This is a genomic window from Arthrobacter sunyaminii, assembly GCF_018866305.1.
GTDB lineage: Bacteria > Actinomycetota > Actinomycetes > Actinomycetales > Micrococcaceae > Arthrobacter_B > Arthrobacter_B sunyaminii.
Genome location: NZ_CP076456.1, coordinates 2,534,145 through 2,560,806, shown reverse-complemented (window position 1 = coordinate 2,560,806; position 26,662 = coordinate 2,534,145). Strand labels below are relative to the sequence as shown.

Genomic DNA, 26,662 nt, shown 5'->3' with positions numbered 1-26,662 from the left:
CACGCAAAACCGCGCTCCGCACCCTGCTGCTCCGGGGCCCGGCGGATGGCTTGCTGATGGGCTGCGCTGGAAGGCACGAAGAACTCCTTTTGGCTGGTGGCGATACGGAATGAGTCTATGCGTTGTTGCGGGCCAAAAAGACGGCCGTGTGAGATAATGGCTTTGGCTGATGGCGGAACCACATTCCGGCACCGGTCCAGCGACAGGCTTCCGGTTCTGTCGGTGACGCTTCCCAAGCAGTTCGCCCATCAATCCGGATGGGAACCAGGGAATCCGCCGATAAGACCTACCCGCAGCGGCAACGTCGTGAACGTGCCGCGAGTAGCAGGAAAAGCGCCGCTGGTCTTCGAGTGATACCGCGCCCTACAGATGGCGCGACCTCGGATGACATCCAGACGACTTCCGGCTGGCGGCAGCAACTGATGCGCCGCACAGCCGACACATTGCCCGCTGGGCATTGGAATGTGGCCAGTGCCGCAGGGGCCGGAGCGAAGTTTTTTATGAGTGATGCACTGAATAATGACCTAGCAGCAAATGAAAGCAGCATCGAATCCGCACCTGCGGCAGATGCGTCCCAGGTTAAGGAACCGGCAAAACGTGCCACCCGCAGCCGCCGCAAGTCGGTGGCTGCTTCTGCACCCGCTGCCGATGAGGCAGCCAAGGAAAGCCCGGTAGCCGCCGATTCTGCGGATACTGCGGCGGCCGAACCTGCCGCCGAGAAGCCCAAGCGCGTGCGGGCCCCGCGCCGCAAGACGGTTCCGGCAGGGGAAGCCCCCGCCGCTGCTGCTGAAGTCACTGCAGAGCCGGCAGCCGAAAAGACCGGCACCGTTGAGACCGCTGCGGGAACTGAGCCTGCTGTCGAAGCGCCCGCTAAAGCCGTGCGTCGTCGTCGTGCCCCCGCCAAGAAGCCGGTGACTGAGACCGCAGCGGCGGATGTTCCGACCGCTGAATCATCTCCGGCCGCTGAATTTGCTCCGTCCGAGGAAACCCCGGCCGGCGCTCCCGAGGCCAAGGCAGCACCCAAGACCCGTGCCCGCCGCCGCCCCGCAAAGGCTGCCGAAACGCCGGTGGAGTCCGCCGGGGGTGCGCCTGCCGACGTGCCTGTCGCCGACGCCGCAGCGGATGACACGGTTGCCTCCGCTGCCGCCGCGCAGACCCCGTCGCCCGAGGGGACCGCGGCCGCTGAAGCAGCCCCGGCCGGAACGGTGGAGCAGCAGGAAGCGAAAGCCGAAGAAGAGGATGCTCCCTCCAGCCTGAATCCGTTCGCGATTCCGGCGCTGCCCCTGTTCCACGCACCGGACCTGAGCGTTGTCCGTCCGGTCCCGGCGCACGCCGCCGAGGAGAGTGCCGAAGCCGATGAGGATTCCGAGGACAACCGCAGCCGCCGCCGCAGCCGGCGCGGACGCAGCCGTACCCGCAGCGAATCTTCCCAAGCCGCTGCAACTGAGGGTGAATCCGAAACCGGGGCTTCCCCGGAAGAGGCAGCCGCCGCCCCGGACGCCGCTGAAGGTGTCACCTCCCGCCGTCGCCGCCGGCGCCGCCGCGGGGATGCTGATCTTGAGCTCACCGGCGGGACCGACGATGATCCGCCCAACACGGTAACCCGGGTCCGGGCCCCGCGCGCCCACGCCGATGCTCCTGTTTCCGACCGGGTAACCAGCGTCAAGGGTTCCACCCGCCTGGAAGCCAAGAAGCAGCGCCGCCGCGAGTCCCGCGAATCGGGACGCCGCCGCCACGTCATCACCGAGGCCGAGTTCCTCGCCCGCCGCGAGTCCGTGGACCGGCAGATGATTGTCCGCCAGCGTGACGAGCGGATCCAGATCGGCGTCCTCGAAGACGGCGTCCTGGCCGAGCACTTTGTCTCCAACACCCAGCAGGACTCCCTGATCGGCAACGTCTACGTCGGCAAGGTCCAGAACGTGCTGCCCAGCATGGAAGCCGCCTTCGTGGACATCGGACGCGGCCGCAACGCCGTGCTGTACGCCGGTGAAGTCAACTGGGACGCCGCCGGCTTGGATGGCCAGCCGCGCCGCATTGAGCTCGCGCTGAAGTCCGGCGACTCCGTCCTGGTCCAGGTCACCAAGGACCCGGTGGGCCACAAGGGCGCCCGCCTGACCAGCCAGATCTCCCTGCCGGGCCGCTACCTCGTGTACGTGCCGGGCGGTTCGATGACGGGCATTTCCCGCAAGCTGCCCGACGTTGAACGCAACCGGCTGAAGAAGATCCTCAAGGACCACCTCCCCCAGGATGCCGGCGTCATTGTGCGCACGGCCGCTGAAGGCGCGTCCGAAGAGGAGCTGATGAATGACATCAACCGGCTCCGCGCGCAGTGGGAGAACATCGAAGCCAAGGCCAAGTCCACCAAGACCCTGGCACCTGAGCTCCTGTACGGTGAGCCGGACCTGACCATCAAGGTGGTCCGCGACGTCTTCAACGAAGACTTCTCCAAGCTGATCGTTTCGGGCGAGGAAGCCTGGGACACCATCGAGGCCTACGTCACCTACGTGGCACCGGACCTGGTGGGCCGGCTGGAGAAATGGACCAAGGACGAAGACATCTTCGCCGCCAGCCGCATTGACGAGCAGATCGCCAAGGCGCTGGACCGCAAGGTGTTCCTTCCTTCGGGCGGCTCCCTGGTGATCGACCGCACCGAAGCCATGACCGTGGTGGACGTCAACACCGGCAAGTTCACCGGCACCGGCGGCAACCTCGAAGAAACCGTCACCAAGAACAACCTGGAAGCGGCCGAGGAAGTTGTCCGGCAGCTGCGCCTGCGCGATATTGGCGGCATCATTGTCATCGACTTCATTGACATGGTCCTTGAAGCCAACCGGGACCTGGTCCTGCGCCGGCTCGTGGAGTGCCTGGGCCGGGACCGGACCAAGCATCAGGTTGCTGAGGTAACCTCCCTTGGGCTGGTCCAGATGACCCGCAAGCGCATGGGCACCGGCCTGCTCGAAGTCTTCGGTGAAGAGTGCGAGGCATGTGCCGGCCGCGGTGTCATCACGCACGACATTCCCGTGGAGCACCGCCGCAGCACCAGCTACAACGGCAACCCCGCAAACAGCGTGGTGGCTCATGCGGTGTCCGAGGACAACCACCAGCAGCACCTGAAGCAGGAGAAGCAGTCCCGCGGGGACCGCAAGCGCAACCGCAGCCGCGGCTCCGGCGCTCCGCAGCAGCACAACGCTGCAGCGCCGGCCGAGGAGCCGGCCAAGACGGTGGAATCCGGTCAGAGCGAAGCCGAGCGCCAGGCCAAGGCCAAGGCCGAGGCCGCCCGCGCCGCCCTGGCTACGATCGCTGCCGCCACCGCCGCAGCCCATGACACCGTCGAATCGGGGGAGAAGGCCGCAGACCGGAACCGCCCGGAACAGCCCGGGTCGGAGCCGGCGGCCGCGTCCGCCGACGCCGGGGTCCCCGAGTCTGTTGCCGGCGCCGTCCTGAACATTCAGGGCGAGACCGTGGTGGTTCCGCGCCGGGACCGGCGCCAGCCGGCCCGGGAAGAGTCCCGGTTCACCCTTGAAAGCCTCACTGAGGCCTTCAATGAGGTAGCTGCGGCGGCGGCACCGGAGGAAAACCGCGAGGCGGAGGAGAAGCCTGCACAGGATACGCCGGCACGGCCGCCGCGCCGGTCCCGCCGAAGCAGTGCTGCCGCGCGGAACGTTCAGGCTCCCGCCGCCGCTGAAATGCCCGCCCGGGCGGCAGCTGCCACTCCGGCCCGGACAGAGGCACCGGAGTCATCTGCTGCACCGGTTGCAGTTTCTGCGCCCGTGCGGACTCCGCGCCGTCGTCGTGCTGCCGGCAGCCCCCAGGGTGCCTCAGGGGCGGACGCCATCCAGACCGGCGACACAGCCTCCGCTGTGCCTGCCGCTCCGGTGGCTGTGCGCCGCGCCGTTGCTCCCGCCGCGGTCCAGAAGCAGGAAAAGCGCCGCGAGAGCGGTGGCAGCGCGCCGGTGATCCTGGGCGTTGGTGTCCCTGCTTCGGAACTCTAAGAAGCTGAGCGGCGCTCTGAACTGAACAGCGCAACGGAGGCGGCCATCCCCATCAAAGGGGGTGGCCGCCTCCTTCTTTGCCCGGGGGACACGGTGCAGCGCGAAATGCTATAAAGTAGAACGAGAGCAGTGACGTCCGAAGAGGCGGCGCGCCTGGAAGCCCAGCATTTGCGGGTTATCGGTTGCGTAGCGTAACCTTGAACTTCGGTGCGAACGCCTTCGAAACCGTTTTCGGTACAGGGCGTGACTGCATGGCGCAAGGCGGGCAATTTGAGCCCAGCCAAATGCGCATCCAAGTATTAACGTCGAGAGAAGTGAGTTCCCAAGTGGTGTACGCGATTGTCCGCGCTGGCGGCCGCCAAGAAAAGGTTTCCGTTGGAGACCTCGTAACCCTGGACCGCGTCCCCGGTGGAGCCGGCAGCACATTTGAGCTGCCCGCCCTGCTATTGGTTGATGGCGACCAGGTCACCTCTTCCGCACAGGACCTGGCCAAGGTCACCGTGACGGCAGAGATCGTTGAGAATTTTCGGGGTCCGAAGATTGTCATCCAGAAGTTCAAGAACAAGACCGGCTACAAGAAGCGTCAGGGCTACCGCTCCTCGCTGACCAAGGTCAAGGTTACGTCCATCAACTCCTGATTCTCGTGCCGGCTCCACCAGGAGCCGGGAACGCGGGAAGCATCCCGCCCCTGAGTTTCATAATCAGTTAGCAAAGGCAGGCAGTAGAAAATGGCACATAAGAAAGGTGCGAGTTCCACTCGCAACGGTCGCGACTCCAACGCCCAGTACCTCGGCGTAAAGCGTTTCGGCGGCCAGGTTGTTAAGGCAGGCGAAATCATCGTCCGCCAGCGTGGCACCCACTTCCACCCGGGCGAGGGCGTTGGCCGCGGAGGCGACGACACACTGTTCGCCCTCGAAGCAGGCGCAGTTGAATTCGGCAGCCGTCGCGGCCGCCGCGTCGTGAACATCGTGGCTGCTGCAGCCGCCGAGTAATCACCGGCAATTAGCTTTTCCGACGGGGCGGGCCTGATGGCCCGCCCCGTCGTCTTTTAAGCCAAGTAGAATTGGCATGATCAAGTAGTTCCTTTGAAGGAGAACCATGGCCAGCTTTGTAGACCGCGTAGTGCTGCATGTTTCGGGCGGTACAGGCGGCCATGGTTGCGTGTCCGTCAAGCGTGAAAAGTTCAAGCCCCTGGGCGGACCCGACGGCGGCAACGGCGGCGACGGCGGCGACGTCATCCTGCGCGTTGACTCCAGCTCCACCACCCTGCTCGACTACCACCACCTCCCGCACCGCCACGCCACCAACGGTGGCAACGGCATGGGCGACTGGCGCAACGGCAAGACCGGCGAGACCCTCATCCTGCCCGTTCCGGACGGCACCGTCGTCAAGAACAAGGACGGCGAAGTCCTCGCCGACCTCGTGGGTGAAGGCGCCGAGTACATTGCCGCCGCCGGCGGCCAGGGCGGGCTGGGCAACTCCTCTTTGTCCTCCCAGAAGCGCAAGGCTCCGGGTTTCGCACTGCTGGGTGTGCCCGGTGACGAGCGGGACATCGTCCTTGAACTGAAGTCCATTGCCGACATCGCACTGGTGGGCTTCCCATCGGCCGGCAAGTCCTCGCTGATCGCCGCCATGTCCGCGGCCCGGCCGAAGATTGCCGACTACCCCTTCACCACCCTGGTGCCGAACCTGGGCGTGGTGCAGGCCGGCGACGTCCGCTTCACCGTGGCCGACGTTCCGGGCCTCATCGAGGGCGCCTCCGAAGGCAAGGGCCTGGGCCACAACTTCCTGCGCCATGTTGAACGCTGCGCCGCGCTGGTGCACGTCCTGGACTGTGCCGCGCTGGAAACGGACCGCGATCCGCTGGGCGATCTGGACATCATCGAAAAAGAGCTCGAGAAGTACGCCGTGGACATGAGCTTCGCCGGCGCCGACGGCGACGTCGTTCCGCTGAACCAGCGCCCTCGGCTTGTCGCCCTGAACAAGGTGGACGTCCCCGACGGCCGCGACATGGCCGAATTCGTGCGCCCGGAACTGGAGAAGCGCGGCTACCGCGTCTTCGAAGTCTCGGCCTCCAGCCACGAGGGCCTCAAGGCCCTGGGCTACGCCATGGCAGAAATTGTCCGTGACGCCCGTGCCTCCGTTGAAAGCGCGCCGCCCCGGGTCAAGACCCCCACGCTGCGGGTCCGGAACGCCGACGCCAAGGGCGGCTTCACCATCCGCAAGGAAGAGCGCAATCTGCAACCGCTCTTCCGTGTCCTGGGTGACAAGCCGGTTCGCTGGGTGCAGCAGACCGACTTCACCAACGACGAGGCAGTGGGCTACCTGGCCGACCGCCTGGCCAAGCTCGGCGTGGAAGACAAGCTCTTCAAGGCCGGTGCCAAGCCCGGCGATGCCGTGGTGATCGGCGAGGGCGACGGCGTCGTCTTCGACTGGGAACCGACCATGATCGGCGGCGCCGAGCTGCTGGCAGCCTCCCCGCGCGGATCTGACATCCGCATCGAGGAGTTCTCCCGTCCCACCCGCGAGGAAAAGAAGGAAGACCACCAGGCACGCCGGGACGCCCGCGCCGCAGCACGGGCCGAGCTGGAAGCCGAGCGTAAAGCCGGCATCTGGACCGAATCGGTGAACTATAAGCACAATCCGCCGGCAGCTCCCAAAGACGGCGAATAGCGGCTTCACACTGCCCGGTTGGGCGCAGGATATGCATAAAGTGGTGGGGACATGACTGAACACACAGCATCCCCGACCTCTGTTCCTGCGCCCAAACGGGCGCTTCGCTCCCGCTCCGGGCTCGCCCGGGCTCAGCGCATCGTCGTCAAGGTGGGCTCATCTTCCCTCACCACCGTTGCCGGCGGCATTTCCGATGAAGCCCTCACCGCTTTGGCGGATGTCCTGGCGGTCCGGCGGGCAGCGGGCACCGAAATCATCCTGGTGTCCTCCGGCGCCATCTCCGCCGGACTGGCGCCGCTGGGACTGGCCAAGCGCCCCACGCAGCTGTCCTCCCAGCAGGCTGCTGCCTCCGTGGGACAGGGACTGCTGATGGCCCGTTACACGGAAGCCTTCGGACGCCACGGCGTCACCGTCAGCCAGGTCCTCCTCACCGTTGAGGACCTGATGCGACGCACCACCCACGCCAACGCCAACCGGGCCATGGAACGGCTGCTGAACTTCGGCGTCGTGCCCATCGTGAATGAAAATGACACCGTCGCCAGCCACGAAATCCGTTTTGGCGACAATGACCGGCTGGCCGCCCTTGTTGCCCACCTCGTGAAAGCCGACGCGCTGATCCTGCTCTCCGACGTCGATGCGCTCTATGACGGGCCGCCCTCCGAAGGCGCCGTGCGCATACCGCAGGTCACCGGCATGCAGGACCTGGAAGACGTCCGGATCGGCAAGGTCGGCAAAGCCGGTGTGGGCACCGGCGGGATGGCCACCAAAGTGGAAGCCGCCACCATCTCGGCCCAGTCCGGGATTCCCGCGCTGGTGACGTCCACGGCCAATGCCGCAGCTGCCCTGGCAGGCGAGGACGTGGGCACCTGGTTTGTGGGCCGCGGCCGCCGCCAGCCGGTCCGGCTGCTCTGGCTGGCGCACGTAGCCCGGATCCAGGGCACGCTGGTGGTGGACGACGGCGCCGCCAAGGCTGTTGCGGACCGCCGCCGGTCGCTGCTGGCGGCGGGCATCACCGCCGTGACGGGACACTTCGAGCCGGGCGATCCGGTGGCCATTTCCGACCCGGCCGGAAACGTTATTGCCCACGGCCTGACCAACTACGCGTCCGATGAGCTGCCGCAGATGCTTGGACGGTCCACCCGTGAACTGTCCAAGGAACTGGGGCGCAGCTTCGAACGCGCCGTGGTGCACGTGAATGACCTGGTCATCCTGCAGGACCACAAATCCGGGGGAGCGCCTTCCGGACCGCCGTCCGGTGCGTCCGCGGCGCCCGGATCCGCCGTTGCCAGCCCCGAGTCCGCCAATACACTGGGAGGATGAGCACCGTGAATGCACATTCCGACACCGTCGAAGATGTAACAGCCGAAAGCGAACAGGCCGGATCCGGAACACCGGAGCAATCCGGTTTCCGAACTGCAGCCGAAGACGTCGAGGCAGGCGTCCATGCAGCGGCCGACCGGGCCCGAATTGCGGCCCGGCGCCTGGCCCGGGCGAACCGTGCCTGGAAGGACCTTGGCCTGCAGGAGATCAGCAGGAACATTGTTGCCAAACGGGACCTGGTGCTGGCTGCCAACGCGAAAGACGTTGCCGCCGGGAAGGAAAAGGGAACCTCCGAGGCACTCCTGGACCGGCTGACCCTGACGCCGGAACGGATTGACGGCCTGGCGGCCGCCCTGCAGATGCTGGCCGGCCTGCCGGACCCGGTGGGCTCGGTGGCGCGCGGGCAGACCCTGCCCAACGGGCTGCGGCTGCGCCAAGTGCACGTTCCCATGGGGGTGGTGGCAGCCATCTACGAAGCCCGCCCCAACGTGACCGTGGATATTGCCGGGCTGGCACTGAAGAGCGGCAACGCCGTCCTGCTCCGCGGCGGCAGCGCGGCGGAAAACACCAACGCCGTGCTCGTGGATATTATCCGCGACTCCCTGGACGCCGTCGGGCTCCCGGCGGACGCCGTGCAGAGCGTCGACGCGTACGGGCGGGCCGGCGCCAATGTCCTGATGAAGGCGCGCGGAAAAGTTGATGTGCTGATTCCGCGCGGGGGACGCGACCTCATCCAGACCGTGGTCGCCAACGCAGCCGTGCCGGTGATCGAAACAGGGGAGGGCAACGTCCACATCTATTTGGACCACAGCGCCCCGGTGGAGATGGCCGTGGACATCCTGCTCAATGCCAAGACCCAGCGGCCCAGCGTCTGCAACACGGTGGAAACCCTCCTCGTGCACCGCGATGCGGCTGCCGCCGGGGACGTCCTGGCGGCACTGGCTGCGGCTGGCGTACGGCTCCATGCCGATGAAAGGGTTCGGGCGATGCTGCCGACCGGTGTCGATGCACAGCCGGCTGTCGATGACGACTGGGGCCGTGAGTACATGGACCTGGACCTCGCAGTGGCCATGGTTGATGACATGGATGAAGCGCTGGCGCACATCCGCCGCTGGACCACCGGCCACACGGAGGCGATTATCACCAATGACCTTGCCAACGCCGAACGCTTCATCGCGGAGATCGACTCCGCGGCGGTGATCGTCAATGCCTCCACCCGCTTCACCGACGGCGGGGAACTTGGGCTGGGCGCCGAAGTGGGCATCTCCACGCAGAAGATGCACGCCCGCGGTCCGATGGGGCTGCGGGAACTGACCACCACCAAATGGATCGTCCAGGGCGACGGCCAAATCCGGATCTGATGCGCAGCCGCAGCGGGTCCGGAGTGCGCGCATTGCGCCCCGGACCCCGCCGGGTGCGGGTCACCCGCGCTTACGCGTAGACTTGTTGGAAACCACTACTCCGTCTGCTGCGGCCGGCGGGCTCAACTACTCATAGCTCTCTAGGGGAGATTCATGCTGACCCAGCTTTCCAGCGCCGTACTTGCTGCCAGCGAGACGGCCGAACACCACGTCTCCATTCCGATGGACCCGATCATGTACGGCGCCATTATTATGGGTGTCTTCCTGGTGCTGATGTTCGCAACCATCTCTTTCCAGAGCGTGGGACAGCGTCACGACGCAACCCCCGAGCACGTTGATCCCCAGCGTCAGTTCCCGAACAAGCACGACCACGGCCAGGGTATCGAGGGCTGATTCCCCAGTGGGATCACAGGAAACGTATCTGCCGACGGCACAGCCGGAGCAGGAACACGCAGGCCGGCGGGTCCGGCTGGGCGTTATGGGCGGGACGTTTGATCCCATCCACCATGGTCACCTTGTGGCGGCCAGCGAAGTGGCCTCAGTTTTTGGTCTGGACGAAGTTGTCTTTGTGCCCACCGGGGAACCGTGGCACAAGTCGGCACGGGAAGTCAGTCCGCCGGAGCACCGGTACCTGATGACCGTCATTGCAACGGCATCCAATCCCCGTTTTACGGTCAGCCGCGTGGACATTGACCGTCCCGGACCGACCTACACCATCGACACGCTGCGAGACCTGCGGGAGTCGCGTCCTGATGCGGAACTGTTCTTCATCACCGGTGCGGATGCCATGGCACAGATCCTCTCCTGGAAAGACATCCAGGAGCTGTGGTCCCTGGCCCACTTCGTGGGTGTGACCCGTCCGGGACATGTGCTGGAAAACATGGGCCGGGATGATGTCAGCCTGCTTGAGGTGCCGGCCATGGCCATCTCCTCGACAGATTGCCGGGAGCGGGTGGCTGATGGAGAACCCGTCTGGTACCTGGTGCCGGACGGAGTGGTGCAGTACATCGCCAAGCACGGGCTCTACGCCGCTGAATCCCAGCATGCCAAAGAGCCCGCAACCTCAGAGCCAGTAGCTTAATCAAAGAAACCGGATGGGTAGGAAATGACTAACGGTCCAGAGTCCGCAGACGCACCGCGGCGCAGCCGCCGCGCGGCTGACGTACCGGTGGACGCCCCTGTAGGGCCCCGCGAAAGGGAGTCCCAGCAGCGGGCCAGGGACCGTGAGGCCCTGCGTGCGTACAAAGCCCTGGCCGACAAGCAGCCGCGCCCGGATGACTCGGCGAATCCGCCGACCCGCCGCCAGCTGAGGTTGATGCAGCAGCAGCGGGCCGGAGCCGACCCCGCCCCCAAACCGGTTCCCTCCAAGCCTTCCGCCGACGCCGACGCCGCCGCTGTTGTGGACGCACCGCCCGCAGCGCTGCCTCCGGTCCGGGAAGGCGGACGCCGTGACCGGCGCCGCCGCGCCCAGCAGGACACTCCGCCGCAAGGCACACCGGCGCAGGATTCGGGATCGGAAGGGAAACCTGCCGCAGCCGCTTCGGCTGGCGGCAGCGGTCCCAAGAGTGCCGATCCCAATGCGGATATTGCCGGTATGACGGTGGAACAGGCGCTGGTGGCGCGGGAAGCGCTGCAGGCGCAGGCCCGGAACCAAGTGGCAGCCATGGAGGCCATTCAGGAGAAGGATCCCAGCGCCGTCGATCTTGAGCTGCTGGCCCAGCAGAAGGCGCTGGCGGAGCGCGCGGCGGTCCTGAACCGGCGCACGCAGAACATGCAGCGCATCTCGCAGGAGAACGAGCAGCGCAAGCCGTCCGCCAATGATCCCTCCACCGCCCACAACCTGGCAATGGTCACCCCGCTGGAATTCGTCAAGGTTCCGGGCGTGGACCGGCCGGTCATGCGGCGCCCGCCCACCTCGCACGTGCCTGTTGTCACTTCCACCACGCCGAAGCAGGCCGGCAAGACGGTCCCCGCACCGCCTCAGGCCTCTCCCCGCGGCGGAGACAAACGCTTCGAGGTTCGCCGGACTCCGGCTTCCGCCGATGTACGGCATTCGCGCATTCTGGCCCGGGCCGATGCCCTGGTCAACGCGCCACTTGATCCTGCTGACGGCGCCAAGCCCGTCGGTGCACGAAGCGCTTTCGGGCTTGACCCGTTGGACGTAAAGACGGCCGGACTCGGCCGCACCCGGCGACTGCGTTTTGTATCGCTGGGAGTTGGTGGTCTGGGCATTCTTGCCCTGATCATTTCAGTAGCAATGATCGTTGGCGGCTTTGGCAGCTGACGTTATACAAGGAGACACTTTGAGCGCCACCGAATCATCCATCGACATCGCACGGGTGGCAGCCCAGGCAGCCTCCGAAAAGCTGGCTAACGACATCGTTGCCATCGACGTCAGCGAACGCCTGGCCATCACGGACGTGTTCCTGATTGCCTCTGCCTCCAATGAGCGCCAGGTTAACGCCATCGTGGACGGCATTGAAGAGGAGCTGGCGAAGAAGAACCTGAAGCCGGTGCGCCGCGAGGGGCGCAGCGAAGGCCGCTGGGTCCTGCTGGACTATGCCAACGTTGTGGTGCACGTCCAGCACGAGGAAGACCGTGTCTTCTACGCGCTGGAACGCCTCTGGAAAGACTGCCCGGCAGTTGACCTGCAGATCGAAAACCAGACTGCTCCGGCTGCTTCCGCACCCGCCGTGCCGGATGCCGAATAACACCCGGCCGTGACTTCTTCCGCGGCCTGGGATCCGGCCCGTACCGGAAGGCGAGTTGTCTTTTGGCGGCACGGACGGACGGAATGGAACCGTGCGGGCAGGTTCCAGGGCCAGCAGGACATCGCCTTGGATCCCTCCGGCGCCCATCAGGCCGTGGAAGCAGCCGCTGTGCTGGCGCACCTGCATCCCGACGTCGTTATTTCCTCGGACCTGCGCCGTGCACTGGTAACCGCGCAGGCTCTGGGGACAGTCACCAGCAAACCTGTGGACACAGACCCCCGGCTGCGGGAAACCTTCGCAGGAGCATGGGAGGGCATGCTCTTCGCAGACATTTCCGCCAAGTTTCCCGAGGAACAGGCCGGCTGGTCTGCCGGCAGCGGTGACGTGCGGGCCGGCGGCGGCGAAAGCCGGGTCGATGTGGGGCGGCGGGTAGCCGAAGCCGTCACAGAGGCCGCCGATGCGCTGGCACCGGGCGGAACCCTGGTGGCGGTCAGCCACGGAGGCGCCATTCGCGCCGGTATCTGCGCGTTGCTGGGTCTGCCCACGAACTCATGGACGGTCATCAGCGGAGTATCCAACTGCCACTGGTCGGTGCTGGAGGAACGCGATGTCTCCGGGGGCGGTGTGCGCTGGAATCTGGCCCAGCACAATGTGGGACTCGATTCCCTCCCCAGCGGCCCGCTGGAAGGCTAGTCCGCCGGACGGACACGTCCGCAGCAGGACACGAATTTCACTGGTGTAGTTCGATTTTGCACTCTGTTATTTCTGTACTAAAGTAGAGGAGTTGCTTCGGCCCGGGGGATACAAATTCCAAGGGTTCGGGCATAGTTGAAATAGATTATTGGGGCTGTGGCGCAGCTGGTAGCGCACCTGCATGGCATGCAGGGGGTCAGGGGTTCGAATCCCCTCAGCTCCACCAAACTCTTCGGGAAATCGAAGGATTTGCGGTGGAAACCCGGTAGAGAAGAAGTCACCGGATAATCACTTGTTTTGGGGCTGTGGCGCAGCTGGTAGCGCACCTGCATGGCATGCAGGGGGTCAGGGGTTCGAATCCCCTCAGCTCCACCAAAACTTTAATAAAAAATGTCCCGCCTAACAGCGGGACATTTTTTGTTGACGGACTGTCCGCCCGCACCGCCTCCGTGGCAGGATGCAGGGATGGGTGAACTGCCCGGATGCTGCCCCCGCGCTCTGGCAGCCGCGCGATAATGGAGAAGATTTCGGCCGCGCTGCTCCTTGCCTTCACCTTTATTGCGCTGCTGTGGGCCAACCTGCCTTTCGGGGCAACCTACGCGCAGTTCTGGGGCACCGCCGTCGACCTCCGCATAGGCGGCACCGCGGTGGAAATGACCTTTCACGACCTTGTGAATGACGGACTGATGGCTCTCTTCTTTTTTACCGTGGGGCTGGAGGTCAAGCGGGAGTTCACCATCGGTGAGCTCACCGAGCCGGGGCGGGCGGTGGTCCCCGTGGCGGGTGCCCTGGCAGGGCTGGTGGTTCCGGCCGGCATCTTTTTGCTCCTTAACCCCACCGGCGAGAATGCCGCTGTGTGGGGCGCAGTGATCTCCACGGACACGGCCTTTCTGGTGGGAGCCCTGGCGGTGGCAGGACCAAAGTCCTCCGGCCGGCTGCGGGTATTTCTTCTCACCTTGGCGGTGGTGGACGACATCGGAGCACTGGCGGCAATTGTCGTTTTTTACACGACGGACCTGGACCCGGTTCCGCTGCTCGTCTCGGTGGCCCTGCTGGCTCTGGTGGGGCTGGTCCGGTTCCTGCCCGCTGGACGCGGGCCTGCATACGCAGTGCTTAGCCTGGCGACTTGGTCCGCGCTGTATGCCTCCGGAGTGCACCCTACGCTCGCGGGGGTGGCCATTGCACTGCTCATTCCGGTTTTCCCTCCGCGCCGCGGGCAGGTGGAGCGGACCGCGGAACTGGCCCGGGCCTTCCGGCAGTCGCCAAGCCCGGAATACGCAGCTGCCACGGCGCGCAGCCTGAAGGAATCCATTTCCATCAATGAACGTCTCCAGCGTTCCTACGGGCCGTATGTGTCCTTCCTGATACTGCCGCTGTTCGCCCTCGCCAATGCCGGTGTTCGACTGGACGGTGAAACTTTGGCGTCCGCAGCGACTTCCCGTCTGACGTGGGGCATCATTGCAGCGCTGGTGGTCGGAAAGATAGTGGGCATCACCGGAGCCGCCGCCATGATGCGCGCCCTAGGCCTTGGCCGGCTGGCGCCCGGGCTGACGCTTGCCCGGGTGGGCGGGGGAGCAGCACTGTGCGGAATTGGTTTCACCATCTCCCTGTTCATTGTGGAACTTGCAGTGGAAGATCCCGCCCTGCAGGCGCAGGCCCGGGTGGGAATCCTCGCTGCGTCCGGCACCGCCTTCTTCCTGGGCTGGGCCTGGTTTCGCATTCTGGACCGGGTGCAGCCTCCGTCCTCTACCGGGCGCATCCTGGCACGGCCGTTTGATCCGGAGCGGGACCATTTCCGCGGGGATCCTGCTGCCCCGCTGCAGCTTATTGAATACGGCGATTTTGAGTGTCCGTTTTGTTCGCGGGCCACCGGTTCCATTGATGAAGTCCGGGAGCACTTTGGGCCGCGGCTGGTCTATGTGTGGAGGCACCTGCCATTGAGCCGTGTCCACCCGCATGCGGAGGAGGCCGCGCGCGCCAGTGAGGCCGCGGACCGGCAGGGTGCATTCCGGGAATACGCCCAGCTGCTGTTCCGGCGGCAGGACCATCTGGATTCCGCGGACCTGATTGGTTACGCCGGAGATCTGGGGCTGGACATGGAACAGTTCCGCGACGACCTGCAGTCCGCACCGGTGGCCAATCGGGTCAAGGATGACGCGCTGGATGCTGAGTTCATGGACCTGTCGTCCACCCCCACCTTCTTTATCGGCATGGTGCGGCATGCCGGGCACATCGACGCATCAACCCTGATCCGGGAACTGAACGCTTCCTCGGAGCGTCAGCAGTGAAGGCACGCTGCGATTCCATAGGGTGGCCGCATGATCAGTGAACCGTCTGCCGCCAATGAGCCGCACCGCCCCGCAGCGCTCCCGGGACGTGCCACGGGCGCGCGGAACGCCGGTGATGCCTGGGTGGCTGGGCCGGACGGTCAGCGCTATTGGGGGAAATACGGTGCTGCCGGGCTTCTCGCCGTGGATCCGGAGCGGGGAATCCTGCTTCAGCACCGTGCTTCCTGGAGCCATTACGGGGATACCTGGGCCCTGCCCGGCGGTGCCCGGCATGAGGGCGAGTCCGCAGCGGCGGCGGCGTTGCGGGAAGCCGCAGAAGAAGCCGGTGTGCCGGCCGGGTCCATCCGGGTCCGCATGATGAGCGTGCTGGACCTGGGCGTGTGGACGTACGCGACCCTCATCGGTGACGTGACGGTACCGTTCGAGCCCGTAATTAGCGACGCCGAGGGCCATGCGCTGGCCTGGGTCCCCCCGGATGAGGTTCAGGCTCTTCCGCTGCACCCCGCTTTTGCCCGGTCCTGGCGGTGGCTGCGGCCGTTGCTGGACGTCCGCCCGGTGGTGGTTGTCGACGCCGCGAACGTTGTTGGGGTGGTCCCGGACGGTTGGTGGAAAGACCGCGCCGGGGCGGCAGCACGCCTGCTCCATGCAGTTTCTGCCCTGGCTGCACGGGGGCTTCCCGGAGAGCCCCTGGGGCTTCCGGACGCTGTCTGGTTCCCTGAATACGTGGTGGTTGTAGAGGGACAAGCGCGAAAGGTCGCCGGCCCGGAAGATCCGGACCCGCTGGTGAGGCTGGCCAGGGCGGATGGCTCCGGGGATGACGCGGTGGTGGCTGAGGTGGAGCAGTTGCTGTCCGGCGGTCGCAGCGTCACGGCGGTCACCAGCGACCGCGGGCTTGCTGACCGCTGCCGATCGGCGGGCGCGCGGGTTATTGGGGCCGGCGGGCTGCGGCTGTACTTCGCAGCAGGCCGGCAACAATGAGGCCCTGTCCCGCACAGTAGGTCAGCATGACCAAAGCGCTGGTCCAGTTTGGCATCACCTCGGGCATGAAGATGCGCAGTGCCAGAATCGTGTCGGAAGACAGAAACAGCACGCCGCCGGCTGAAACCATTGGACTGCACCGTGCGGCCGTGGCCGCTGTGCCGGCAAGCACGATCCCGTAAGCCGCCACGGCCAACGTCAGGTTTCCCAGGGTCGGCCACAGCACCAGCAGCATGAGTACCCACCACAACGCAAACACGAGCGCCCACCGGGGGAACGGCCGATGTGCCACAAACCGGGCCATGAGCCAGATGTAACAGATGTGCGCGATGCCAAAGGAACCGAGCATCACCGGCAGCTCCGGGGCGAACGGGAAGAAGGTACCGGCGCCGTCGCCAAGCCAGGAGAAGAAAAGCGCCGCCAGCAGGAGAGCTGAGGGCAGAGCGGCGTTGGACACGCGGCCGGATCGGCGGAAGCCGGCACGGACGGCACCGCGGACTGCCCACACGGCGGCGACGGCGAGCAGCGGCATCAGTGTCAGCTTGGTCGGTTCCGCGATATCGGCTGCACCGGCGAGGCGGGCACCGACATGGATGACGGAGAATGCCGCAAACGGTGCGAAGCCCCACCACCACCGGGGGCGGGGTGGGGCACTGGTTCCACTAAGCGCGGGGGCGTTTGTCAAGGAGTTTCCTTCGATCGGCTGAGGCCCATAGTACGGCGTGACGGACGCGGGGATCCGCCGGATTGCACCAAGGAAGAACTATCTGTGCGTCCGATCACAAGGTTCTCGGCCGGATTCGGGTTAGGGTGGGAGATATCTATAGAGCAGAACTTGCTCGTATACCGACGGCTGGGAAGCCGAAAGACCCAGAGGGCCGCATGAGCACAACTGCACAACCAGCCAAACGAGCAGCATCGAAGACTCGCACTAATTCCGTCGTCAGCGCCTATTCAGGCTTGCTGAAGGCCGTCCGTGATGAAGGCCTGCTAAAGCGGCGCCGTTCCTTTTACATCACGACGTTTGTTTTTCTCTGCGCCGGGCTAGTGGCCGCAGGCACGGGTTTCTTCCTCATCGGTGAAAGCTGGTTCCAGCTGCTGATTGCTGCAGCGCTGGGTGTGCTGTTTACTCAGCTGGCATTTATTGCCCATGAGGCAGCCCATCGGCAGGTGTTTGAGTCCGGTCCCGCGAATGACCGTGCAGGCCGCTTTGTTGCCAACGCCGTCGTCGGGATCAGTTACCAGTGGTGGATGAACAAGCACAGCCGGCACCACGCCAACCCCAACACGGTGGGCAAGGATCCGGACATCGACATGGACACCATTTCCTTCCTTCCGGAGCAGGCTGCGCGCCAAAAGGGCTTCATGGCCTGGTTCGCCCGCCGCCAGGGCTGGCTGTTCTTCCCGCTGCTGATGCTCGAGGGAATCAACCTGCATGCCACGTCCATCAAGCACCTGTTTGCCAACAAGCAGATTAAGGGCCGCTTCACGGAATTGACCATGGTATTCCTGCGCCTGGGTCTCTACGTCGGTGCAGTGTTCTTCTTCCTGCCCGTGGGCATGGCCTTTGCCTTCCTCGGTGTCCAGCTGGCAGTGTTCGGCGTCTACATGGGTGCTTCCTTCGCTCCCAACCACAAGGGCATGCCGATCCTCCCCAAGGATTCCAAGGTGGACTTCCTCTCCCGCCAGGTCCTCACGTCCCGCAACATCAAGGGCAAGGGCATGAACACGCTGATGGGCGGGCTCAACTACCAGATTGAGCACCACCTGTTCCCGAACATGCCCCGCCCGCACCTGGCGCGCGCTTCGGAGATCGTCAAGGCCTACTGCGCCGAGCACAAGATTCCGTACACCGAAACGTCCCTGACGCAGTCCTACGGGATTGTTGTGCGGTACCTCAACACGGTGGGCCTTTCGGCGAGGGATCCCTTTGACTGCCCCATGACTTCACAGTTCCGGCGCTGATCCGCAGCCGGCAGAAACCGGCAGTGCTGTCTTCGGACGGTGCTGCCGGTTTTCTTTTTGTCTGTTCCCGCCCCGATCAGCCGCACGGCCGGGTGCTTCGGCGGGCGACAGCAGCCGGTGGCCGTGTCTGACAGACTGGAGCCATGTCGTCTACACCCTCAGACCCGTCAGCCAGCCCCTCCGCGTCCGCCGGTGCTGCTCCTTCCGTCAAAGAGCAGGCCAGCCACATTGGCATGCGTCTGGAAGATGCCCTTCACAGTTACCGCGAAGGCCGGGCCCGCAAACGCGGTGAAATCCAAACCGTCCTGCCGTTCACCGGATATGGAACCACCGAGTGGGTCCGTGTCCTGGGACGGGTCATCCTCGCCAAGCCGGGTTATGCCTCGCCCGATGAGAATTCGGCCGGTGCCAAAGCGATCCGTGACGGCATCCGCGGCTGGCGCAACTTCATGAGCCCGCCCATCAACAAGGCCTCAGTCACGGTGGAAATCGGCGATGAGTGCTATCCCGTGACCGCTGACCGCGGGGGTGTCATCGACGTCGTAATTCCCGTGCAGCTGACGCCGGGCTGGACCACCGTGACGCTGCGCTCGGAAGACTCCGAAGCCGCCGCCGCGCCCGTCTACATTGTGGATCCATCCGCCCGGGTGGGTGTGGTGTCCGATATTGACGACACCGTCATGGTGACCGCCCTGCCGCGGCCGTTCCTGGCGGCATGGAACACTTTCGTGCTGGATGAGCATGCGCGCACGCCCACTCCGGGAATGGCTGTGATGATGGACCGGCTGTCCCGGGAAAACCCCGGCAGCCCGGTGCTGTACCTGTCCACCGGCGCGTGGAACGTGGCAGCGACGCTGACCCGATTCATTACCCGCAACCTCTATCCGGCCGGTCCGCTGCTGCTGACCGACTGGGGTCCCACCCGGGACCGCTGGTTCCGCAGCGGACCGGAGCATAAGAAGACACAGCTGGAGCGGTTGGCGAAGGAGTTCCCGCAGATCAAATGGCTGCTGATCGGGGATAACGGCCAACACGACGAAGCGATCTACGCTGAATTCGCCAAACGGCATCCGGAGAATGTCCGGGCCATTGCCATCCGCCAGCTTTCAGCCGGGGAGGCCGTCCTGGCCGGCGGCCGCTCGCCGTCGCGGTCGGGCGAGCGGCCGGCCGAGATTCCCTGGATCTACGCTCCGGACGGTGCCGGCATGACCCGGCAGCTGGCGGAGCTGGGCCTGCTGCCCGAGGCCGGTTAGCCGCTGGTGGGAACCGGCGGCGCTGTCTTCATCCGGTCGCTGCCGGAGACCGTCAAGGCCAGGCTGCCGCTCCAGCAGCTAGGGCTGGTCTTCTTCGGTTCTAATCGTGCGCAGAACCCGGCGCATACTCATCGCCAGGGATGCCGTGACGTCCACGGGACTGTCCGGGGACGCCGCGGTGTTCATATCGGTCTGGAGCTTGAGCACCGCATCCCGTGCTGCTGAGTATTCCTCGCTGTCCGCGTCCCAGTTTTCCACGGCGTCTCCGCAGGCCAGCATGGCCTCGGAAAGCTGTTCGGAGAGCTGATCGGGCACCGGCATGTCCTTCGGACTGGTCCAGATGGCGGTGGCAAGGACTTCCGTCATGTCCTCCACGTACAGGGTGACGCGCTCCATGGCACGCAGTGCCCGGTAATCAGCATCCAGGTCGTGGTTGTGGCGGCGGCTGCGCAGGTTGCCGTGGCGGCTGCTGTCCGCCAGCTGGACGGACTCCCGCACCTCCCTGCTGAAGGAGATGAGTTCTGTGCGCCTGTTGGACCAGTCCTCATGTTTCGGCGGCCAGGACTCGGAGATGGCCTGGCCCATGTCCTTGAGCTGGCGCGCCAGCGACAGGCGCAGCGAGGCAAGACCGTCCACGGCGCCGCTGAGATGCAGCGGAGGGAAGACGACGGCGTTGATGGTCAGGCCCACCACGACCCCCACCAGCATCTGCACGGTGTAGCCCAGGGAGTAGCCGTCCGGATCGTCAATCCCAACCACCAGCACAAACAGGGCAGCCATGGGCAGATAGTCCCGGCCCGCACCCAGCTTGGGGATGCCTGCGAGCAGGACTCCGAAACCGACAACCAGGGCGATGGTCCAAGTGGTGGGGCTGCCCAAGAGCAGGCCCGCCAGGGCCAGCCCAATGCCCGCAACGAGGCCTGCCAGGGTTTGAAGGCCTGCCTTTACCGAACCTGAGATGGTGGGGTACATGCTGACCAGGGCGCCCAACGGAGCGTAGTACGGGTACTGCGCGGCGACACCGGGCACGAAGGGTGCAACGGTCCAGGCGATTGCCACGGCCAGGGCAGCTTTGATGGCCAGCTGGACACGGGTGTACCGCAGTACGCCGGCGAAACGCGTCGGGAGGGCAGTGAGCGAGGTTCCCCGCAGCAACTGGCCGGTTCGGCGAAAGAGGTTTCCGGTAGAGGGCATCAGCTCAGTATGGACCGAGCCCCGCCCGCGAGCCGATTTCAGCAACGCAGATCACACAGGCGCCGGTGCCGGTTCGGTTCAGAGTCCCGCCGCCGTTCGCGGTGCGATGCTCTGGGTCCTCAGTACTTCGGCCAGCTGATGCAGGAACAGCCGGACCTGCGGATTTTCCCGTTCATTGATGAGCAGCGCGAAGATGCTGCGGGCAAGACGGATTTCGGGCACATCCAGAACCACTACGTCGTCGTGCCGGTTGAGCATCGCCAGCTCCGGGACCAGTGCCGCTCCGAGTCCTGCGGCGGCCATCTCCAGGCTTGCGTTGAAGTCATCGCAGTACGCAGCGACGCGGGGATGCAGATTGCAGCTGGCGAAAAGCCGTTCAATGACCAGGGCATCGGGCGTCCCCGGGTGGTGCATGATCCATGGCATGTCCGAGAGCTGCTCGGCGGAGACCTGTGATCCCTCCCGGATGCCCCAGGCACGGGGGAGGACCACCCGGAAGTCGTCGTCGCCGAGCCACTGGCGGCTCATCGTGGAGGGCCAGGCCAACCCGCCCTGCCCCACCTGGTAGATGAGTGCGACGTCGAGCTCGCCTCCGGTGCGCAGTCCCTGAATGGTCTGGCCCGGTTCAGCGACGTGGATTTTGAGGTTGATGCCCAAATCCTGCCAGCCGGGGGAACGGATCAGGCGGGGCAGGGCAAAGGTGGCGAGGCTGGGAAAGATGCCCAGGCGCAGCTCGTGGCTGGTTCCAGCCTCAGCCCGGGCCGAGGCTGCCATTAGCGCTTCCATATCGGTGAGAACCTTGGCTGCGTGGCGGGCCATGACGACGGCGGCCTCCGTGGGCACTGCCGTTCGGGCCGAGCGTTCGAACAGGCGGGTGCCGGTGGCGCGCTCCAGCGCCGACATCTGCTGGGAAACGGCGGAAGCGGTGTATCCGAGCCGGAGGGCGGCGGCGGCGAAGGACCCTACCCGGATGACTTCCAGGAGGGTCTTGAGGTGGATCGGGTTTACCACTGGTGCCGCCTTTCAGGGCCAGGGCGAGGTTACGGGGGATGCCGCCGTCGACCACTTTATCCGCGCCGGACGCGACACGCCGTCGTACCGCGACACGCGATGAAATTGTGGCCTTCGCTACGCCGCCGAAGCTGTGCGTTCGCTCTGCACAGGCTGTGGAGAACCCTCGGCCCTCCGGCGGGAATTCACGGAATTTTCCTGCCGGCCCTGTGCATTAGCTGTGGACGACGGGCCGGGGGAATGACATACTTGTAATACATCATCTTGGGGTTCCCGCTGGAGCTGCGCACTAGATGTAGTGTCTGGATGTAGTATCAATGGACAGACTTCAAGGCTTCACATAGGGGAGACCAACCATGACCGTTACGGTTTACACCAAACCTTCCTGCGTTCAGTGCAACGCTACCTACCGGGCGCTGGACAAGAAGGGCATCACGTACCAGATCGTGGATATGTCCCAGGACGCCGAGGCCCTGGAACGGGTCCGCGCACTGGGCTACATGCAGGCTCCCGTCGTCGTTACCGAGCAGGATTCCTGGTCAGGTTTCCGGCCGGACAAGATCGACGCGCTGGCTCAGGCATCGGTAACCTCGGTCGCCTAAAACGGCTTCCGCAGCACCCGCACCACAACCGCAATACCCGCACCGTCAGGAGCGCAGGAACCATGTCACTGGGGATAGCAGACCGCACCGGGCTTGGCCCGGAAGCGGGATCCGCAGCAGATGAGCATCCGATGACCGATGCGCCCCTGATTTTCTTTTCATCGGCATCCGGTTACACCGGGCGCTTCGTCGAAAAACTGGACACGCAGGCGGGAAGAATCCCGCTGCACACCTCCGAACCCACCCTGCTGGCCCAGCGGCCTTTTGTCCTGCTGCTGCCCACCTACGGGGGCACCGCGGCGCAGCCCGGTGCAGCAGCACGCGGCGCCGTTCCCAAGCAGGTCATCAAGTTCCTTAACAACGAACGCAACCGCTCCCTGATTCGGGGAGTCATTGGCGCCGGAAACACAAACTTCGGGGAATCCTATTGCCTTGCGGCGGACATCGTCTCCGTGAAGTGCAAGGTCCCCGTTCTCTATAGATTTGAACTCATGGGCACGTCCGACGACGTCGCCAAAGTTAACGAAGGATTGGAAGAGTTTTGGACGCATCAGTCGCAGAAGCCGGCATGACGGACTCCAAGGAGCTCCCCGCGGCCTATAAGGACCTCGGTTACCACGAGCTCAACGCCATGTTGAACCTGTACGGCAAGAACGGCGAGATCCAGTTCGACGCCGACCGCGCTGCTGCGCGCCAGTACTTCCTTGAGCACGTGAACAACAACACCGTGTTCTTCCATGACCTGGAAGAGAAGCTGGAATACCTGGTCAAGAACGAGTACTACGAGAAGGAAACTCTCGACCAGTACTCCATGAACTTCATCAAGGACCTGTACCAGCGCGCCTACAAGAAGAAGTTCCGCTTCGAAACCTTCCTCGGTGCCTTCAAGTTCTACACCTCGTACACGCTGAAGACCTTTGACGGTAAGCGTTACCTAGAGCGCTACGAAGACCGTGTGTGCATGGTTGCCCTGCACCTGGCCCGAGGCGACGAGAAGCTTGCCACCCAGATGGTGGACGAAATCATCGGCGGCCGCTTCCAGCCGGCCACCCCCACCTTCCTGAACGCCGGCAAGGCCCAGCGCGGCGAGCTCGTTTCCTGCTTCCTGCTGCGCATCGAAGACAACATGGAGTCGATCGGCCGTTCCATCAACTCCGCCCTGCAGCTGTCCAAGCGCGGCGGCGGCGTGGCCTTCGCCCTGACGAACATCCGCGAAGTCGGCGCGCCGATCAAGCAGATCGAGAACCAGTCCTCCGGCGTCATCCCCGTGATGAAGCTCCTCGAAGACAGCTTCTCCTACGCCAACCAGCTCGGCGCCCGCCAGGGTGCCGGTGCCGTGTACCTGCACGCCCACCACCCGGACATCAACCGGTTCCTGGACACCAAGCGGGAAAACGCCGACGAGAAGATCCGCATCAAGACCCTCTCCCTCGGCGTCGTCGTTCCCGACATCACCTTTGAGCTGGCCAAGCGCGACGAGGACATGTACCTGTTCTCCCCGTACGACGTCGAAAAGGTCTACGGAGTCCCGTTCTCCGACATCTCGGTCACCGAGAAGTACTACGAGATGGTGGACGACGCCCGGATCAAGAAGACCAAGATCAAGGCCCGCGAGTTCTTCCAGACCCTGGCGGAAATCCAGTTCGAGTCCGGCTACCCGTACATCATGTTCGAGGACACGGTGAACCGGGAAAACCCGATCGACGGCAAGATCATCATGTCCAACCTGTGCTCCGAGATCCTCCAGGTTTCCGAGCCCACCACGTACAACGATGACCTGTCCTACGCCGAGACCGGCAAGGACATTTCCTGCAACCTCGGTTCGCTGAACATCGCCAAGACGATGGATTCCCCGGACTTCGGCCAGACCATCGAGACGTCCATCCGCGCCCTGACCGCTGTATCGGACATGAGCCACATCGGTTCCGTACCGTCCATCGCCAAGGGCAACGACGCCTCGCACGCCATCGGCCTGGGCCAGATGAACCTGCACGGCTACCTGGCACGGGAGCGGGTGTACTACGGCTCCGAAGAAGGCATCGACTTCACGAACATCTACTTCTACTCCGTGGTCTACCACGCGGTGCGGGCCTCGAACCTGCTCTCGATCGAGACCGGCCGCAAGTTTGCCGGCTTCGAGCGCTCCAAGTACGCCACCGGAGAGTTCTTCGACAAGTACGTGAACCAGGAGTGGGTCCCGAAGACGGAGCGCGTGCGCGAACTGTTCCAGGGCATTCACATTCCCACCCAGGAAGACTGGGCTGCGCTGCGGGCTTCGGTCATGGAGCACGGCATCTACAACCAGAACCTGCAGGCTGTGCCGCCCACAGGTTCCATCTCCTACATCAACAACTCGACCTCCTCCATCCACCCGGTGGCCGCGAAGATCGAGATCCGCAAGGAAGGCAAGCTGGGGCGCGTTTACTACCCGGCTCCGTACCTGACGAACGACAACCTGGAGTACTACCAGGATGCGTACGAAATCGGCTACGAGAAGATCATCGACACCTACGCTGCTGCCACGCAGCACGTGGACCAGGGCCTGTCCCTGACGCTGTTCTTCAAGGACACCGCCACCACGCGTGACATCAACAAGGCGCAGATCTACGCATGGCGCAAGGGCATCAAGACCATTTACTACATCCGCCTGCGCCAGCTCGCGCTGGAAGGCACTGAGGTGGAAAATTGCGTCTCCTGTATGTTGTAGCGGTTAGGTAGCCGGCATGGAAACGACGACGACGGCGCCGGTGGGGTTTGTTTATGGCATCCGGCTCCACGGAGAGCGGGAATACCGCTATGTGGGAATGACCACCAAGACCGTCGCTCGTCGTTTCGCTCAGCATCTGAAGTGTGCTCGGGACGGCCGCAAGACCCCCTTCTATGACTGGCTTCGCAAGCAGGACCAACAGGGGGTTCGGGCGGATGAACTGCAGGAAGTATGGGACCTGACCGACCTTGGCCAGTCAGAAATCGATTGGATTGCCTACTTGAAAAGGGATGGGCACCGCCTTCTGAATCTTTCGGAGGGCGGTCTTGGCCCCACAGGAGTCCTATGGACGGCCGAGCAGCGTGAAGCTGCTCGGCTTAGGTCCACAGGACGAAAAGGGCTCAGCCGCTTCGGCGAAGCAAACCCGTTCTATGGGCGGTCGCACACTCCGGAGCAACGCCTCAAATGGGCGGAGGAGCGGAAGGGCCAGTACGCTGGTCAGGAGAATCCAAACTTCGGCAAGTTCGGCGCCGAGCATCCCGGATTCGGACATTCCATGACGGCGGTAGCCCGTCAGGAACTGTCGGAAGCTAGGGCAGGTGCAGGCAACCCAAACTTTGGTAAGCAGGCCAGCACGGAAACCAGGGCAAAAATGTCTGCGGCTCGATTGGGCCGTCCCATGCCCTCAAGTCACCGCAGCGCCCATACCAGACATCACACCAATAAAGGTATTGAGAAGGCCGACTGCAGGTATTGCGTCGAGAACTCAGCCACACAAAGTCTCTCTTCAGAAAGCGAATCGGAGTCATGACAGAGAAAATCAAGCTGATCGACAGCGTCCAGGCGATCAACTGGAACAAGATCCAGGACGATAAAGACGTGGAAGTCTGGAACCGCCTGGTCAACAACTTTTGGCTGCCGGAAAAGGTGCCGCTGTCCAACGACGTGCAGTCCTGGAACACGCTTACCCCGGAAGAGCAGCAGCTGACCATGCGTGTGTTCACCGGCCTGACCCTGCTGGACACCATGCAGGCCACTGTTGGCGCCGTCTCCCTGATCCCCGACGCGCTCACCCCGCACGAGGAAGCCGTCTACACGAACATCGCGTTCATGGAATCCGTACACGCCAAGAGCTACTCCTCGATCTTCTCCACCCTGTGCTCGACCAAGGAGATCGACGAGGCCTTCCGCTGGTCCACCGAGAACGAGAACCTGCAGAAGAAGGCACACATCGTCACGGATTACTACCGCGGCGATGACCCCCTGAAGCGCAAGGTGGCCTCCACCCTGCTGGAGTCCTTCCTCTTCTACTCCGGCTTCTACCTGCCGATGTACTGGTCCTCGCGGGCCAAGCTGACAAACACGGCAGACCTGATCCGCCTGATCATCCGCGATGAAGCCGTACACGGCTACTACATCGGCTACAAGTTCCAGAAGGGCCTGGAAGGCGCCTCCGAGGAGCGCAAGGCCGAGATCAAGGACTACACGTTCGAGCTGCTTTTCGAGCTGTACGAAAACGAAGTCCAGTACACGCATGACCTGTACGACGGCGTCGGCCTGGCCGAAGACGTGAAGAAGTTCCTGCACTACAACGCCAACAAGGCGCTGATGAACCTGGGCTACGAAGCCATGTTCCCGTCCACCGTGACGGACGTGAACCCGGCCATCCTGTCCGCACTCTCCCCGAACGCGGATGAGAACCACGACTTCTTCTCCGGGTCCGGTTCCTCCTACGTGATCGGCAAGGCCGTGAACACGGAAGACGACGACTGGGACTTCTAGTCTTTATGTAAATTTCCGGCTCCTCAGGGAGCCGGCCGGCACCAAGCAGTCGATCGAGGGCGTCTCCAGGATGGGGGCGCCCTATCCTGCCTCCGTGCGACGTGAAATCGGGGATCTTGGTGGTGCAAGATT

The 26,662-nt window shown here is 64.4% G+C and carries 23 protein-coding genes and 2 tRNA genes; 22 read left to right on the top strand and 3 right to left on the bottom strand.

The window, feature by feature from the left end:
• The first annotated feature begins 500 nt into the window (after positions 1-500).
• The 15 genes from KG104_RS11495 (at position 501) to KG104_RS11425 (ending at position 16,016) form a co-directional block, all read left to right on the top strand.
• Positions 501-3,992, top strand: coding sequence for an Rne/Rng family ribonuclease (locus KG104_RS11495; RefSeq protein WP_207347086.1), 3,492 nt, complete (start codon positions 501-503; stop codon positions 3,990-3,992).
• Between the two features lie 326 nt (positions 3,993-4,318).
• Entirely contained in the window at positions 4,319-4,630 is a 312-nt protein-coding gene (gene rplU / locus KG104_RS11490) for a 50S ribosomal protein L21 (protein WP_104053917.1), read from the top strand.
• A gap of 90 nt (positions 4,631-4,720) precedes the next feature.
• Entirely contained in the window at positions 4,721-4,984 is a 264-nt protein-coding gene (gene rpmA / locus KG104_RS11485) for a 50S ribosomal protein L27 (protein ID WP_104053918.1), read from the top strand.
• Between the two features lie 106 nt (positions 4,985-5,090).
• A complete protein-coding gene (gene obgE / locus KG104_RS11480; protein WP_104053919.1) occupies positions 5,091-6,665 on the top strand; it encodes a GTPase ObgE in 1,575 nt (524 codons plus the stop codon).
• A 51-nt stretch (positions 6,666-6,716) separates the two neighbouring features.
• Positions 6,717-7,985: a glutamate 5-kinase gene (gene proB, locus KG104_RS11475; protein ID WP_104053920.1), complete on the top strand. Its 1,269-nt coding sequence runs from the start codon at positions 6,717-6,719 to the stop codon at positions 7,983-7,985.
• A complete protein-coding gene (locus KG104_RS11470; protein WP_207347085.1) occupies positions 7,982-9,346 on the top strand; it encodes a glutamate-5-semialdehyde dehydrogenase in 1,365 nt (454 codons plus the stop codon). Before proB ends, KG104_RS11470 begins: the two co-directional genes overlap by 4 nt.
• Positions 9,347-9,499: 153 nt before the next feature.
• Positions 9,500-9,739, top strand: coding sequence for a hypothetical protein (locus KG104_RS11465; RefSeq protein WP_104053922.1), 240 nt, complete (start codon positions 9,500-9,502; stop codon positions 9,737-9,739).
• A 28-nt stretch (positions 9,740-9,767) separates the two neighbouring features.
• On the top strand, positions 9,768-10,427 hold the full coding sequence (gene nadD / locus KG104_RS11460) for a nicotinate-nucleotide adenylyltransferase (protein ID WP_258060083.1): 660 nt from the start codon (positions 9,768-9,770) through the stop codon (positions 10,425-10,427).
• A 24-nt stretch (positions 10,428-10,451) separates the two neighbouring features.
• Positions 10,452-11,630, top strand: a complete 1,179-nt coding sequence (locus KG104_RS11455) for a hypothetical protein (RefSeq protein WP_207347084.1) — start codon at positions 10,452-10,454, stop codon at positions 11,628-11,630.
• Between the two features lie 19 nt (positions 11,631-11,649).
• On the top strand, positions 11,650-12,057 hold the full coding sequence (rsfS, locus tag KG104_RS11450) for a ribosome silencing factor (protein ID WP_207347083.1): 408 nt from the start codon (positions 11,650-11,652) through the stop codon (positions 12,055-12,057).
• A 9-nt stretch (positions 12,058-12,066) separates the two neighbouring features.
• Positions 12,067-12,750 carry a histidine phosphatase family protein gene (locus KG104_RS11445; RefSeq protein ID WP_207347082.1) on the top strand — a complete coding sequence of 228 codons (684 nt, stop codon included), beginning with the start codon at positions 12,067-12,069 and terminating at the stop codon, positions 12,748-12,750.
• 150 nt (positions 12,751-12,900) lie between these two features.
• Positions 12,901-12,976, top strand: a tRNA-Ala gene (locus tag KG104_RS11440).
• A gap of 73 nt (positions 12,977-13,049) precedes the next feature.
• Positions 13,050-13,125, top strand: a tRNA-Ala gene (locus KG104_RS11435).
• Positions 13,126-13,265: 140 nt separating this feature from the next.
• Positions 13,266-15,038, top strand: coding sequence for a Na+/H+ antiporter NhaA (gene nhaA / locus KG104_RS11430; protein ID WP_237686897.1), 1,773 nt, complete (start codon positions 13,266-13,268; stop codon positions 15,036-15,038).
• 30 nt (positions 15,039-15,068) lie between these two features.
• A complete protein-coding gene (locus KG104_RS11425) occupies positions 15,069-16,016 on the top strand; it encodes an NUDIX domain-containing protein (RefSeq protein ID WP_207347080.1) in 948 nt (315 codons plus the stop codon).
• On the opposite strand, the gene KG104_RS11420 is transcribed toward KG104_RS11425, so the two are convergent.
• Positions 15,964-16,701: a lysoplasmalogenase family protein gene (locus KG104_RS11420; protein ID WP_237686896.1), complete on the bottom strand. Its 738-nt coding sequence runs from the start codon at positions 16,699-16,701 to the stop codon at positions 15,964-15,966. The genes KG104_RS11425 and KG104_RS11420 overlap by 53 nt on opposite strands.
• Before the next feature lie 197 nt (positions 16,702-16,898).
• On the opposite strand from KG104_RS11420, the gene KG104_RS11415 reads away from it, so the two are divergent.
• Together KG104_RS11415 and KG104_RS11410 are read left to right on the top strand one after the other, a co-directional pair.
• Positions 16,899-17,981, top strand: a complete 1,083-nt coding sequence (locus KG104_RS11415; RefSeq protein ID WP_104053929.1) for a fatty acid desaturase family protein — start codon at positions 16,899-16,901, stop codon at positions 17,979-17,981.
• 143 nt (positions 17,982-18,124) lie between these two features.
• Positions 18,125-19,234, top strand: a complete 1,110-nt coding sequence (locus KG104_RS11410; RefSeq protein ID WP_104103882.1) for an App1 family protein — start codon at positions 18,125-18,127, stop codon at positions 19,232-19,234.
• A 78-nt stretch (positions 19,235-19,312) separates the two neighbouring features.
• Here the strand turns inward: KG104_RS11410 and KG104_RS11405 are convergent, their stop codons facing one another.
• Both KG104_RS11405 and KG104_RS11400 read right to left on the bottom strand, forming a co-directional pair.
• On the bottom strand, positions 19,313-20,428 hold the full coding sequence (locus KG104_RS11405; protein WP_207347079.1) for an FUSC family protein: 1,116 nt from the start codon (positions 20,426-20,428) through the stop codon (positions 19,313-19,315).
• A 78-nt stretch (positions 20,429-20,506) separates the two neighbouring features.
• The gene (locus KG104_RS11400) at positions 20,507-21,439 is read right to left on the bottom strand and encodes a LysR family transcriptional regulator (RefSeq protein WP_104053932.1); all 933 of its coding nucleotides are present in this window, start codon (positions 21,437-21,439) and stop codon (positions 20,507-20,509) included.
• A 356-nt stretch (positions 21,440-21,795) separates the two neighbouring features.
• On the opposite strand from KG104_RS11400, the gene nrdH reads away from it, so the two are divergent.
• The 5 genes from nrdH (at position 21,796) to nrdF (ending at position 26,530) form a co-directional block, all read left to right on the top strand.
• The gene (gene nrdH, locus KG104_RS11395) at positions 21,796-22,041 is read left to right on the top strand and encodes a glutaredoxin-like protein NrdH (RefSeq protein WP_104053933.1); all 246 of its coding nucleotides are present in this window, start codon (positions 21,796-21,798) and stop codon (positions 22,039-22,041) included.
• Positions 22,042-22,103: 62 nt separating this feature from the next.
• Positions 22,104-22,613, top strand: coding sequence for a class Ib ribonucleoside-diphosphate reductase assembly flavoprotein NrdI (gene nrdI / locus KG104_RS11390; RefSeq protein WP_104053934.1), 510 nt, complete (start codon positions 22,104-22,106; stop codon positions 22,611-22,613).
• Complete coding sequence (nrdE, locus tag KG104_RS11385) at positions 22,610-24,748, top strand: class 1b ribonucleoside-diphosphate reductase subunit alpha (protein ID WP_207347078.1); 2,139 nt, start codon at positions 22,610-22,612, stop codon at positions 24,746-24,748. Before nrdI ends, nrdE begins: the two co-directional genes overlap by 4 nt.
• Positions 24,749-24,764: 16 nt before the next feature.
• Positions 24,765-25,559 (top strand): NUMOD3 domain-containing DNA-binding protein, encoded by a 795-nt coding sequence (locus tag KG104_RS11380; protein WP_207347077.1) that lies wholly within the window; start codon positions 24,765-24,767, stop codon positions 25,557-25,559.
• Positions 25,556-26,530 (top strand): class 1b ribonucleoside-diphosphate reductase subunit beta, encoded by a 975-nt coding sequence (gene nrdF, locus KG104_RS11375; protein WP_207347076.1) that lies wholly within the window; start codon positions 25,556-25,558, stop codon positions 26,528-26,530. The genes KG104_RS11380 and nrdF overlap by 4 nt, the downstream gene beginning before the upstream one ends.
• Positions 26,531-26,662: the final 132 nt, after the last annotated feature.